The sequence below is a fragment of the Flavobacterium sp. MEB061 genome (genome assembly GCF_000834715.1).
GTDB lineage: Bacteria > Bacteroidota > Bacteroidia > Flavobacteriales > Flavobacteriaceae > Flavobacterium > Flavobacterium pectinovorum.
Genome location: NZ_JXQR01000059.1, coordinates 184,846 through 198,813 on the forward strand (window position 1 = coordinate 184,846; position 13,968 = coordinate 198,813).

8 protein-coding genes are annotated in these 13,968 nt (G+C 34.6%); 3 read left to right on the forward strand and 5 right to left on the reverse strand.

Annotation, left to right across the window (positions count from 1 at the left end):
- Positions 1-50 precede the first annotated feature (50 nt).
- Both RT99_RS20765 and RT99_RS20770 read right to left on the reverse strand, forming a co-directional pair.
- Complete coding sequence (locus RT99_RS20765) at positions 51-6,293, reverse strand: Ig-like domain-containing protein (RefSeq protein WP_082036995.1); 6,243 nt, start codon at positions 6,291-6,293, stop codon at positions 51-53.
- A gap of 11 nt (positions 6,294-6,304) precedes the next feature.
- The gene (locus RT99_RS20770; protein ID WP_042566657.1) at positions 6,305-7,009 is read right to left on the reverse strand and encodes a hypothetical protein; all 705 of its coding nucleotides are present in this window, start codon (positions 7,007-7,009) and stop codon (positions 6,305-6,307) included.
- A 592-nt stretch (positions 7,010-7,601) separates the two neighbouring features.
- Between RT99_RS20770 and RT99_RS20775 the strand changes: the two genes are divergently transcribed.
- Positions 7,602-9,143: a helix-turn-helix domain-containing protein gene (locus RT99_RS20775; protein ID WP_042566658.1), complete on the forward strand. Its 1,542-nt coding sequence runs from the start codon at positions 7,602-7,604 to the stop codon at positions 9,141-9,143.
- Between the two features lie 98 nt (positions 9,144-9,241).
- Here RT99_RS20775 and RT99_RS20780 read toward each other — a convergent pair whose 3' ends face one another.
- From RT99_RS20780 to RT99_RS20790, 3 genes are all read right to left on the reverse strand, one after another.
- Positions 9,242-10,009, reverse strand: a complete 768-nt coding sequence (locus tag RT99_RS20780) for an SDR family NAD(P)-dependent oxidoreductase (RefSeq protein ID WP_042566659.1) — start codon at positions 10,007-10,009, stop codon at positions 9,242-9,244.
- A 115-nt stretch (positions 10,010-10,124) separates the two neighbouring features.
- Complete coding sequence (locus tag RT99_RS20785; RefSeq protein WP_042566660.1) at positions 10,125-11,021, reverse strand: AraC family transcriptional regulator; 897 nt, start codon at positions 11,019-11,021, stop codon at positions 10,125-10,127.
- 525 nt (positions 11,022-11,546) lie between these two features.
- The gene (locus tag RT99_RS20790) at positions 11,547-12,302 is read right to left on the reverse strand and encodes an NADPH-dependent F420 reductase (RefSeq protein ID WP_042566661.1); all 756 of its coding nucleotides are present in this window, start codon (positions 12,300-12,302) and stop codon (positions 11,547-11,549) included.
- Positions 12,303-12,487: 185 nt separating this feature from the next.
- On the opposite strand from RT99_RS20790, the gene RT99_RS20795 reads away from it, so the two are divergent.
- Both RT99_RS20795 and RT99_RS20800 read left to right on the forward strand, forming a co-directional pair.
- A complete protein-coding gene (locus RT99_RS20795) occupies positions 12,488-12,799 on the forward strand; it encodes a helix-turn-helix domain-containing protein (protein ID WP_242607233.1) in 312 nt (103 codons plus the stop codon).
- Positions 12,800-13,161: 362 nt separating this feature from the next.
- Positions 13,162-13,923 carry a LytTR family DNA-binding domain-containing protein gene (locus RT99_RS20800; protein ID WP_042566663.1) on the forward strand — a complete coding sequence of 254 codons (762 nt, stop codon included), beginning with the start codon at positions 13,162-13,164 and terminating at the stop codon, positions 13,921-13,923.
- Positions 13,924-13,968: the final 45 nt, after the last annotated feature.

Sequence of the window (13,968 nt, forward strand, 5' to 3'; positions counted from 1 at the left end):
TTTAAAATAATGGCTTAGCTTTCACTAAGCCATTTAATTTGTATAGTATGTTACTTGGTAAGGTATAAATACCCAGCCTCTTGCTGTAGGTTAGATTGCTTATCTTTATATCTAATGATGTAATAATAAGTACCTTCAGGTAATCCGTTTGAGTCTTTAATAGTAGCGCGACCTTCTGAAACACCTCTAAAAGCAATGTCTGCATTGTTATAATGTTCTCTTTCGAATACTAAAACGCCCCAACGGTTGAAGATCTGTACGCTATTGTCAGGATAACATTCTAAGCCCTGAATGTAGAATCTTTCGTTTTGATTATCTCCATTTGCAGAAACAGCATTAAAGATTTTAATCACACAACCACCTAATTCTAAAATAGTTGGTTTATCTCCTTCAGTATCACTAGAATCTGATTTATCCGAAACAATTATTCCGCTTTTCGTCGTACCTGATGCTGTTGCCTGATTGCTTATGCTTCCAGAATCAACATCTGCCTGAGATAAAGTATAGGTTCCTGTTATTGAAGAGTTATCAGTTTCTCCAACTGCCAGATTAATAGGACCTCCGTTCATAACAATTCCAGGTAAAGGATCTGAAACCATTATTTTTTCAAGAGCAACATTTCCTTTGTTTGTTATTGCAAAATTATAGGTTAAAGTCTCTCCGGCTTCAGCAAATCCATTTCCATTATCATCATTCAATACAACCGTTTTTACTATTGCAATTGCAGGAATTTCAACAAAAATCTTAACCGTGGCAGTAGTACAATTTGATCCATTGGCTACTTCGCATATTTGATACGTTAGTGTATGCTCTCCTCCTTTTGTACCTGGTGCTATATTGATTGTACCATCATTATTAAGGGTAATTCCTGTTGGCCAGTCAATACCTTTTACTATAACATCTGAAGGTTTAACAGGAACACCGTTTAAGGTATCATTATCTAAAACATTGATTACTTCTAATGAACCATTAAGTCCGTCAGCAAGCGTTACCTCATCTTCATTACCTGCGTGAATTCCGAATGTTGGCATCGCGTTACAACCAGCTGATGCTGCAGGATAATTAACTACAACAGATTGTGTAGGATTTAATGTAAACTGCATGGTAACGGCAGGTCTTGTTAATTCAAACCCGTCATTTCCTTGTATCCATTGTCCGTTTACCAATACCCATCCCGGCCAGTCTGTTGGTTTATTATTACTATCAACGACTGCTCCCGGCCATAAAACAGTACCACTTAATGGCATATTATTTTGGGTTGCCACAATGTTGTTAGCACTGTCTATCCAATTAATAGTTAATAATCCTGTTGGTGTAAAATTATCTGCAACAACATTATAAGAAACATACGGAGCATTATTATCACAATAACTATTTGCCGTTATTGTCATAGTAGGCGCTACAACCGAAACTGTAACGGTAGCAGGACTACAGTTTGAAGGATTCGCTTTTTCGCAAATTTCGTATGTTAAAGTATAGTTTCCAGCCGGAGCATTTGGAATCAATTCTACAGTTCCATCAGGTTTTAATGTAATTGTTCCTGTTGGATCAGGAGTCAATTCATGTAAATCAACATCTGTAGGTATTAGGGGATTATTGTTTAAAGTATCATTATCAAATACATTTACAATTGTAACTGTTTTATCAATTCCTACTACAGGATTTACCGGATCATTTACGGCATTCAAAATTGTTTTTTCAACCACAATTGTTATTATTGCCGGCGTTGCATCAATGGAACCGTTATTATCTGTTGCTGTAAAAGTAAAAGTTTCGTTCCCTGAAAATGCTCCGCTAGGATCGTATGTAAGCATACTAACTTCTAAAGGTGTCAATACCTGATTTACCGTTACAGGTGTTCCTGATAGTGCTAAAGTTCCATTAGCTGGTAATGTCAGGATTGTATAACTTACAACAGTTCCATCTGTATCTGTTGCTGTTAAAGGATTGATCGCTGTTGCTCCTGCTGTTGACGGGATACCAGCATTAGTATCGTCGTTTGCAACTGGTGCATTATTTCCAACAGGAATTGTAATTGTTCCCGCTGATAAATCTATCGCACCAAGGTCATCTGTTGCCGTAAAAGTAAAGGTATCGTTGCCTGTAAATGTTCCGCTTGGTTCATAAGTAAGCATGCTTGCTTCTAAAGGCGTCAAAATCTGATTTACGGTAACCGGAACCCCTGCTAATGCTAAAATTCCATGAGATGGTAATGTTAAAACTGTATAGTTTGATATCGTTCCGTCAATATCTGTCGCGCTTAATACGTTTAGGGCTGTAGCTCCTGCCGTTGATGAAATTGGGGTATTTATATCATCAGCTGCAGTCGGACTATCATTTACAGCATTAACTGTTACAAGCTGGTTTGCCGTAGCAGTTCCGCCATTTCCATCACTGATCAGGTAAGGAATACTAATGGCTATTGCTGAATTGAAATTTGCCGATGGTGTGAAAGTAATCACACCTGCAGCTGAGATATTTACTGTTCCGTTAGTTACAGGAATTGTTTGTGCGCCACCTGTAAGTATTGTTCCGCCAATTGAAGTGATACTCAATGTATCGCCGTCAAGATCCGAATCCAATGCCAATGGGTTTAAGGTTACTGTAGCATCTTCTGCAACAGTATAAACGTCATTTACCGCTACCGGATTATCATTTACTGCCGTAACTGTAATTAATTGATTTGCTGTAGCAGTTCCACCATGACCATCGCTGATTACATAAGGAATACTAATAGCCGTAGCCGAATTAAAGTTTGCCGATGGTGTGAAAGTAATCACGCCTGCAGCTGAGATATTTACTGTTCCGTTTGTTACAGGAATTGTTTGTGCACCACCTGTAAGAGTTGTTCCGCCAATTGAAGTGATACTCAACGTATCGCCATCAAGATCAGAATCCAACGCTAATGGATTTAAAGTTACCGTAGCATCTTCTGCAATAGTATAAATGTCATCTACCGCTACCGGATTATCATTTACTGCCGTAACTGTAATTAATTGATTTGCCGTGTCAGTTCCGCCATGACCATCATTGATTACGTAAGGAATACTAATAGCCGTAGCTGAATTAAAGTTTGCCGATGGTGTGAAAGTAATCACGCCTACAGCTGAGATATTTACTGTTCCGTTAGTAACGGTAATTGTTTGAGTTGTTCCGGTAAGAGTTGTTCCATTAATTGAAGTAATACTCAAAGTATCGCCATCAAGATCCGAATCCAACGCTAATGGATTTAAGGTTACTGTCGCATCTTCTGCAACAGTATAAATGTCATCTACCGCTACAGGATTATCATTTACTGCCGTAACTGTAATCAATTGATTTGCTGTAGCTGTTCCGCCATGACCATCATTGATTACGTAAGGAATACTGATAACCGTAGCCGAATTAAAGTTTGCCGATGGTGTGAAAGTAATCACGCCCGCAGCTGAGATATTTACTGTTCCGTTTGTAACGGTAATTGTTTGTACGCCACCAGTAAGAGTTGTTCCATTAATTGAAGTAATGCTCAACGTATCGCCGTCAAGATCCGAATCCAATGCCAATGGATTTAGAGTTACTGTCGCATCTTCTGCAACAGTATAAATGTCATCTACCGCTACCGGATTATCATTTACTGCTGCCACAACAAAAGTAATATCTGCATTATCACACAATCCGAAAGGATCACATAAAGTATAAGTTATTATTGCTGTTCCGTTATAATTATCTGCAGGATTAAAAGTTACAATTCCTGTAGATGGGTTTAATGTCCAAACACCTTTAGCATCAGAATACGTTGTTTGAATACCTGGCAAAGCAGGATCTAAATCTACTGTAAATTGCACAACTCCATTTACGGGAGCAATCGGGTTACCATCTGGATCAGTATCATTAGAAAGTACATTCACCGTACCATTAGCTCCATCTTCATTTAAAGGAGAAGCACTAAGATCATCATCAATAGCCACTGGTGCATGATTTACTGTTGGTGTAGCAGATTCTGAATTATTTCCAGGTGTTGGATCATTCTGTTCTCCTGTAATACTGGCTGTATTGGCATAAGAGCCCGTAGCATTTACTTTTGCAACAATTGTAAGTGTTGCATTTGCTCCATTGGCAAGGTTTCCAATGGTCCAGTCTGGTGCTAACCATGTTCCTGTTGAAGGTGTTGCGCTAACAAAGGTATAACCTGCCGGAAGTGTATCGGTTACTTTAACTCCCGTAGCATTGCTTGGTCCTGAGTTAGAAGCTGTGATAGTAAATGTAACGTTGTCACCAACATTATGAGTACCAGTGCTTGCTGTTTTGGTTACCAAAAGATTAGTATCAACTACAGGTGTTGCAGTTGCTGTATTATTTGCAGAATTAGTATCAGGATCATTACCTGAAATAATAGCCGTATTCGCATACGGTCCTGAAGCATTAACTGTAGCTACAATTGATAAGGTGGCACTTTCTCCATTAATAAGGCTGCCAACAGTCCAATTTGGTGCTGACCATGTTCCTACTGATGGTGTTGCACTTACAAAAGTATAACCAGCAGGAAGAACGTCATTTACATTAACTCCTGTAGCCTTATAAGGTCCTTTATTAGTTGTCGTAATTGTGAATACGCAATTATTACCAACACTTGCATTAATATTATCAACTGTTTTTGTAACCTCTAAATCTATAGGACAAAGAGCCGCTTCAAAATTTTTAGTAGTAACTGAAGTACCTCCACACTCAGTGGTTACGGAGTATTGAACCACTACGGTACCGGCTGATGTAAAACTCAAAGTATTTCCTGTAAGGCTTCCCGGACCGCTTACTATACTTAATGTACCTCCGGCGGGAGTTGGATTTAGCAAAACAGGATCGCCAACGCAATATTTTGAACCAGGTCCACCTCCTGTTGAGATAGGCTGGATAACAGGATTTGACTCTGCACCGCAAATTTGTACAGCTGCAGTAGCAAAATTATAAGATTTTTCGTCACTGGTACCATTAGAACCATTACCCATACTTCCTCTTATTCTATGACCAACATAACCAAAATTAGTCTGACAGCTTTTAACTATCATTGATGTATGCCCTCCTGTTTCAACAGCAAGAATTTTATCTGCAACGGTTAGTCCGGCTGGAATTGACGGATTACTTGGATCTGAAGCAGTACCAAGCAAAAAGTTATTACTTTGTCCAAAAGCATATAAATTTTTATTGCTGTTAATCACGTTAACACTGCCATATAAATTATCATGCTCCTGTACGCTGAACCATTTAATATCATCCATATTCTCCATAAGTGGGCCCGTAACAGATGTATATCGGGGCTGAACCCATCCTAATCTATCAATAGTTGTCCAGTCTCCCAATTGTCTGTTTGTATTTTCACCTACAGCATACATGTTACCGTCGGTCGCTAAAATATAATAAGATCTTTCGGTACCGCTTCCAGATGAACCAATCATTTTTGGTGTTCCACCAGGCAGTGCCATTTGTATAGCTCTTGTCTGGCTCGGAATTATAGCTGTATTATCTCCTAATAATACATTCACTCCCCATACATAGACTGTACCATCTGATTTTAAAGCCATAAGTCCGTCATAATTTCCTCTACAGACTACTACATCACTTAAAAATGGATTACCTGTCTCATTAGTTGTAACTTTATACCAGGTGGTTGCATTTCCTGCTCCCCCATTACCTCGAACACTTGCGGTTTGTGAAATTACCCAAACATCTCCACTACAGGTCGTAATGGCTAATGTCTTGTAGGTTGCAAACAGCATTTTAACATCTCCGGGAGTTACTCCTGTTGGTAAACCATTTGCATTTCCACCAATAGTAATTTTTTGAAAAGCAGTTCCTGAAGTAATTGACCCGTCAAGAACAATTCCTTCTTTTGACCATGCATACAAACCATCTGTAGCTAAAACAATACCCTGAACATTATTCGCAGAAATACTTCCTAATCCGACCTTTAAAGGCGTTGCAGTTGTTAAAGCAGGAAAATTTGCTACATTTATTGTTAGTGGCGAAAGTACATCTGCAAGTCCATCATTTCCAATATCTTCTCCCCATACCTGAAAAGAACCATCTGAAGTTCTTACTACTGTTGTATGAAAACTAGAAACAAAATTATCATACTCTATAGTGGCTGCATTGTTATTTGAATCGCTTCCAAAATTCGATAAATCAGTATTTGAGCATCCAACAATGGGCGTCGAACACTGGGCATTGGAAACCTGATTGAATATAAACAACAAAAAAAACAAGAAGATTGTTTTTTTGAAATTCAATATTTTATTTAGTGTAAAGTAGTTTTTTATCATAAGTTATCTTATTATTTTATTTTCTCAGAAAGATTGTAAGTCTGCACCTGATTATTGAAATCATAGAAATCAAACATCAGATAAGCTTCTTTGTCTGCTTTTCCTGAAATTTTATATTTCAATAATTGAATTTTGTTATTTAAGACAATCTCAGTATTCACAGGTTTAGCTGCCAAAGCAACCCCAATACCGTTAACTGACAGTCCCGGCGCCGGTAATTTTGTGATCGAATTATCTTTTGATATAACTTTTGCGGGAACAGTAATTATTAAATCTGAATAGTTTCTGCCTTTTTGCAATTTCTCAGAAAACTGAATTTTAGAAAAATCGAAAACCAATTTAACAGGCTGCACTTTCACAAGTACTTTTTCGGGCATTGCCGGATGATTGCATTCATCTGGATTATGCTTTCTGTTTTCCGTAAAATTTATTTCATAATCTCCGGCCTGCTGGAATACATAATCGTTAATTTCATTACCCTGTAAAGAAACATTAATGTTGTTTTGAGAATTTGTAATCTTCCAAGATACATCTGAATCAAAATGTCCAAAATTCATTTTTTCATCAAATGAAATCACTGCATAAAATTGTTTGATTTCACCATTGATTTGGTTTTGAGCCTGAGATTGATGTATAAATAAGATTAAAAATAAAGAACAGACTAACTGTTTTCTAAGGTTGGAACAGATGTATTTCCAATAAATATTTCTGATCATAAGTGAAAATTTAGTTTAAAATAGCTTTATAGAATATGGCTGCGAAACTAAATTATTTGACCACCGAAAATTACCTTAAACCTTTACCAATTACGTAAAAAGAAAAACATCTATCATTCAAAAAACCTATAAACAACTAAAATACAGAACTTTACAAAAATAGTGTTATTTACACTTTTCATAGCTAATTCTTAATATCTGTATATAAGTTGCTCGTACAACTGTTATATTATGGATAAACCTCAAGAAAGAATCGTCCTAAAACGCGAGACAAGATGTATAAAATATATTTGTACGCCATCCTGATACAATAATATCTAAATTGAGATCAGGCAGGTACAAAGAGAAAATGATATTTTAATGCAACATTTTTTTAATTTTGCAAGTAAGATAACGAAGTTTAAAATGATGATGTAAAATGTTAATCCTTTTAGATTTTCAAAATAATTTGTATGCTGCTATTTTCTAACTTAACAATATAATATTGTTAGAATGCATATAAAATAGTGTTATAAAGAAAATAATTGCTTATCTTAAAATTTAAAATATCCACCTAGAAATCTATTATACTTTAATTTCCATACTTATTTATATGCACCTAAAATCTTTTCTCCTACTGCTATTAATTGCTGTTTCTTCCTATACAGGTTTTTCTCAATCAAAATACGATAGTGTTTTTTCTGAAACAGCACAAGTCCTTCTAAGTTCAAATCCAAAAAAAGCACTAAAAAATACCGATTATCTCTATAAAATATCAAGTAATAATGCAGAAAGAATTAAAGCCTGCATGCTTAGAGCAACACTTTTACGTCAATACGGTTTACGTAATGAAGCTATTTTATCCTTAAAACGTGCAGACAGTATAGTCACAATTGATAAAAATTACAATCTGCAGGCAAGAATAAATGGCTTTTTGTCAACGCTTTACCGTGAGAATGAAATTTATAGCCTTGGGAAAATTCATTTACAAAAAGCATTGGCTGTGAGTAAAAAAATAGAGGATAAAAATGAGATGTATAAATTTCAGGGAAATTTATCTCAGGAAATAGCCTACTATGAAATGTATGATAAAAAATACGCCAAGGCAATTGAACATCTTAAAAATGGAAATCAGTTATTTGAAAAGGCCAGTTCCAGTATTGACGAAAATTTTCAGTTTGCAGTGAATGACGAACTTATCGCAAAAAATTATCTTTCATTGCAAAAGATTGATTCTGCTATGATATTCTTTCAAAAAGCAATGACAGAACTTAATGCATCGCAGTCTTCTAACAGTCCGCTAAAAGGTTTTCTATATAATGGTCTTGCAAATGTTTATTACTCCAAGGCTGATTATAAAAATGCAATTTCAAATTATCAGAAAGCAGAACAAATTGCTAATGAATCAAATTTCTTCGCTTTAAAACAGGAAGTATACAGCTCTCTTTTGGAATTTTATAAAAAGACCGATAATAAAAAATACATTCTTTATAATGAAAAAAATCTGGAGCTACATAAAAATGAAGAGCATAGCCGAAAAATTATTGCAGATGATTTAATCAAATCACTCCGCAAAAAGCAAGTAGAAAACAAATCAGAATATCAAAAGACTACTTTAATAATTATAGGTATTTCCATTTTTATCATTATCCTCATCGTTTGCTTTAATTATTACAGAAGACAGCAGGACTATAAAAAATTCAAAAGTTTTATCAATAAAAGCCAGGAAATTCCAGAGGTTCAGATTGAAGAAAAACCAAAAAAGGAAATTGCCAGGGAATATATGTCAGAGGCTACTGAAAATACTATTCTGGAAAGTATAAAAGAATTTGAAAAATCACATTTTTATTTGAATAAAGATTTATCACTAAATTCTGTTGCGGCAGACCTTAATATCAATCATAGGTATTTGTCTTATGTTATAAATAAACATAAATCAAAAGATTTTGCCGGTTACATCAATGAGTTAAGAATTAATTATATAGTTGATCGTTTGAAAAATGACAGCAACTATTTAAAATATAAGATCAGTTATCTTGCAGATCAATCAGGGTTTTCATCACATAGCAGATTTACAATAACTTTTAAAAAAATCACAGGAGTTTCACCTTTAGACTTTATTACCTATTTGCAAAAGGAAAATTCTAAAAAATAAGCATTGTTTAATTCTGAAGATAATTTTTCTGTAGAAGTTAAAAAAGAAAAAGCCTTTAAATACAATATTTAAAGGCTTTTTTAAAATTTAAAACTCTATTATATTTTAAATCCTCCGGAAACTTCTATTCGTTGTGCGTTAATCCATTTGGAATCATCAGAACAAAGGAATGCTACCACACTTCCAATATCATCCGGCAAACCAACTCTTCCTAAAACTGTTTCTGAAGCTAAGTACGTATTCAAATCTGAAACATCACGAACAGCACCGCCTCCAAAATCTGTTTCAATGGCGCCTGGAGCAACAGAATTGACTCTTATTTTTCTGCTTCCCAATTCTAAAGCCTGATATCTTGATAATGAATAGACTGCCGCTTTCATTGCGCCATAAGCGGAATATCCTGCAAAAGAAAATCTTGCCAAACCAGAAGACGTGTTCACGACACTGCTTCCGTCATTTAATAATGGCAGCAATTTTTGTGTTAAGAAAAAAGGTCCTTTAAAATGGATATTTGTCATTGCATCCAAAGTTTCTTCTGTTGTGGTTTCAAAACTTTCATTGATTCCGATGCCTGCGTTGTTTACCAATGCATCCAATTTTGCCGAAGAAAATTGAGTTTCTAAAACATCTTTTACTTCAATTACAAATTGGTCAAAACCTGCCGTTGTTGAAATATCCAAAGACAAAGCAAACGCTTTTTTTCCTAGAGCTTCAATTTCTTTTACCACTTGGTCTGCAAATTCTTTTTTGGTTTGATAAGTAAGGATGATATCAAATCCTTTTTTCGCTAATTGCAAAGCCGAATCTTTTCCAAGTCCACGGCTTGCTCCTGTAACTAATGCAATTTTATTTTGATTATTTGACATTCTTATTGTTTTTATATTTGTTAGTATTTTAAAAATTAATCATTACAGAGTCCAGCCCATATAATTTCACTTATACCGCCAAGATCTATTTCTTTATAACTTATGAGATATGTTGTTAATTTAGCCTGCTTCCTCTAAATTCATTTGGTGTGCTGCCTACTTCTTTTTTAAACAGACGTGAAAAATAAGTTGTATTTTCAAAACCAAGTAAGTGCGAAATTTCAGAAATATTCAATTCCCCTTCGGTCAATAAGTTTTTTGCCTCACCAATCAAAAAAAGATGAATAAGCTCTAAAGCCGTCTTTCCTGTTTCTTGTTTGAGCAAATCGGTTAAATAGCGCGAAGATATATTTAGCTTCTCTGACATAAGGGATACGGTTGGCAATCCAATGTTTTTTGTTTTTCTTTCTTCAAAATTAGCAGCCAGCAGTGCATTAAACTTTGTGACTGTAGAACCGGTTAGTTGTTTACGGTTAATAAACTGTCTTTTATAAAAACGCTGTGCATATTTAAGCATAGAATCCAGATGACTTACAATAATAGCTTTGCTTAGTTCGTCAGTATTATTATGGTATTCTTTTTCAATGCTGAAATACAAATTCCAGATAATATCTTCTTCTGCAGGTGAAAGATGCAATGCCTCATTGACCTCATAATCAAAATAACCATATTTCCTGATTTCGTTGTAAAGCATTGTTCCCGGTAAAAAATCTTCATGAATAATAATCAGGAATCCCTTTTCCTCTAGTTCCACATTTTTAAAAACCACTTTCTGCTGAGGCTTTACAAACGACATTGAACCAAGGTCATGGTCATATTTTGTTTTTCCATACAACATACTGCCGGATTTCAATTTTTTAAATCCGATGATATAAAATTCTGAAGAAAATTCGAGAATATTACTACCGTTGCATGTACCACGTTCACCGTAAGCCACACTAAAAAGCGGATTTTCCGGAGGTTTTACACCAAGAGCTTCATGCAGATCGCTAATTTTTTTGAAATGTCTCATTGTTCTCAATTAAAAAAAGAATCGGGTTATTTAGATTCGGGTAGGTGTGTTTTACCAATAATAAGCAGTTTTTCACAATAGTAACCTTGGCAGATTTTCTGAATCCAGAAAACTAAGCATTAGAACCAATAGATTTGATGGAAATTCTGTTGTAAGTTGGGTTAATGTTTCAGCGTTGTGAACAGCTGCAACTACATTATCCCGACATTGTAAAAATGCTTCTGTCCAATCCTCCCGAATCCGCGGGATGCACCTGTTATAAAAATTGTTTTTGCCATTATTTTATCTTTAATATTATAATGACAAAGTTCTGCTAATCAGTAATAGCTATTGTGATACAAAAGTAGGCAATAATGAAACGTTTTTACGAAATTCTGTCAGGGTTCGAACTCGAAACTTGTAACAGATATCAAAACAATTTCCTTGATATTCATTAGATTGCAATTGTAAATTGACTTACCAAGATTGTTTAAAATAGATCTTTCCTGGTCAAAAAGGGAAGATCTATTTATAATCGTTTTTTTTTTAAACAGACTTAGGATTTTTTTGAAACAATCCTCTATTATATTCCACTATATCCTGATGAGATGGATAAGATGGCAGCGAAGAAAGATCAGCAATAGCTTTATCTCTTAACAAAGGTGCTTCCTCTTTTACGGCATTAGAAAGTGCCTGTTTTAATTCTTCTGCAGTAAGTTCCGTGCAGTATGCAGGTGTTCCGGGCTGATGTCTCCAGGATTCAGAAAGATTACCAGAGTCAACTGCATCAAAACCGGCATCATTAATTAATCCTTCAATTATTTTTTTTGCTTTTAAATCATCACCTGCAACAGCCATCGCTATTCTGTCTTTAGCACCAGGTTCTTTTCCTCCGTTTGCTAATGTTTCTGCCAATAAATTGTTGAAGGCTTTGATTACTGGTCTTCCTAGTTGCTCAGATACCCAAACACTTTCTACTTTTCCGTTTTTGATCTCTTCAATATCGGCATCACGAAAAGGATAATAATTTGATGTATCAACCACAATTACATTTTCGGGAACGTTTGCTAATAAATCTTTAGGCAAAGTTGGGATTGCTACTGTTGGCACTGATAAAATGATGACATCTACATTTTTTACAACATCTTTAATCGTTGCAGCTACAACACCTAATTCTCCAGCAAGAGCGTTTAATTTATCAGCATCTCCTGAATTAGTAATTTTCACGTTGTGCTCCGCTGCTGCCATTTTTTTTGCGATTGTACCGCCGATTGCGCCGGTACCTATTATTCCTATTTTCATTTTATGTAAATTTTAGTTGTTATAATTTGCAATTCATAATTTGCAAATTTTGAAGAGATTATGTTGCAAAATTAACTCAAAATTACTTTCCTTTGTATAGTCCTTTCCCAAAGGAAAGCGAAATAAATAATTGTATGATGTCAAAAAAGAAACCTTATTGTGAATGCCTAAATACCGTCAAGCCAGTGCGTGACACATTGGAAGTAATAAATGGAAAGTGGAAATTATCCATCATTATTTCTGTAGGTGTAGGTAACAGCCGATTTACAGAAATTCAAGAGAGCATTCCTGGTTTGACCCCAAAAGTGCTTTCTAAAGAACTTAAGGAACTTGAGCAACACCAACTTATTAAAAGAGTTATAACAAACGATTATCCCGTCAAAATATCGTATTGTCTGGAACCTTATGCAGATACATTAACACCAATTATCTACGCTATGAAAGATTGGGGATTAAACCACAAAAAGAAAATTTTTCAGGAAGTTAATCCTGTATAAGTTTAAATAGCAGATAATATTTTTCTTTTTAAAAGTTCCGCATCGGCACTAATTAAACCTTTTTTACATTTTAAGCATTATTTACATCTTCAAGTTTATTGATACAAATTTGAAGGTCTTTTTAGACACTTAAATATTTATTTCTACGAAAATACTCCCTTTCTCCCGCTTATTCTTTTATAAGCACACTTATTACTTGGCACCAAAATCAGGCTGCACAATCAGAATTATGGTACTATTTTTTGTAAATTATTTTTTTTTTGAAGTAATAAAATACTTAACTAAAACGTTATAAAACAATACGTTAAGTTAATTTATTTTTGAATTATTTCCCTTTTGAATTAAAAAAAATAAAAAAATCCATGACCGCTATTAATGCCGTAATCCTATCACATGAAAAAGAAACTCTGATGATTTTAAAGAAATTTGCAGAAGAGAACTATATGATTGTGCAAATAATTGGGGCTGCACCATGTATAAAGGATGGCATTGTATTGATTAAATCAAAGAAACCGGATGCTGTTTTTTTGAATATTGAACTTGAAGACGATTCTTTTTTTGAAATGCTCGAACAATTAGAATTCAGCATTCCAAAACTCGTATTTATTTCCACACACAAAGAGTATGCTATAAAAGCTTTTAAACATAATGCAGTTGACTTTTTATTAAAACCAATTGACTTTAATTCCATCATAATAGCGATATATAAAGTTATTAAAAGAATAGAAATGGAGCGCGCTTTTCAAAATCAAAAAATCAACAACATTACTACTTTAAACCCGGTAAATCAAACAAATGACTATGTCGCAGTTGCATCTTTAGAAAAAATAGAACTTATACCTATGACCGAAATTATTTTTTGCAAAGCAGATGGAAAATATACTGTTTTTGTCCTTTCTAATGGAAATAAAATAATGTCAAGCAGAAACCTCGGGGAATACAGTTCAATTCTCGACAACAGTTATTTTTTTAGAATCCATAATTCTTACATTATTAATCTGCGGCATATCTCGAAAATTTTAAAGAAAGACGGGTATTTCTGTGAACTTTCCAATGGAGCAATTTTGCCGGTTGCCAAAAGAAGACAAGATGATTTTAACAAATTTATAAAACTTAAGGAATAACAAATAACTCATTAGTTTTAAGTTAATTCCAACGAAGACCAACAT

Bases quoted from the DNA above. Each gene is read 5' to 3' on its own strand.
- RT99_RS20780 (WP_042566659.1), bottom strand. From the start codon at position 10,009: ATGTCAAATAATCAAAATAAAATTGCATTAGTTACAGGAGCAAGCCGT.
- RT99_RS20800 (WP_042566663.1), top strand. From the start codon at position 13,162: ATGACCGCTATTAATGCCGTAATCCTATCACATGAAAAAGAAACTCTG.
- RT99_RS20770 (WP_042566657.1), bottom strand. From the start codon at position 7,009: ATGATCAGAAATATTTATTGGAAATACATCTGTTCCAACCTTAGAAAA.
- RT99_RS20785 (WP_042566660.1), bottom strand. From the start codon at position 11,021: ATGAGACATTTCAAAAAAATTAGCGATCTGCATGAAGCTCTTGGTGTA.
- RT99_RS20775 (WP_042566658.1), top strand. From the start codon at position 7,602: ATGCACCTAAAATCTTTTCTCCTACTGCTATTAATTGCTGTTTCTTCC.
- RT99_RS20790 (WP_042566661.1), bottom strand. From the start codon at position 12,302: ATGAAAATAGGAATAATAGGTACCGGCGCAATCGGCGGTACAATCGCA.
- RT99_RS20765 (WP_082036995.1), bottom strand. From the start codon at position 6,293: ATGATAAAAAACTACTTTACACTAAATAAAATATTGAATTTCAAAAAA.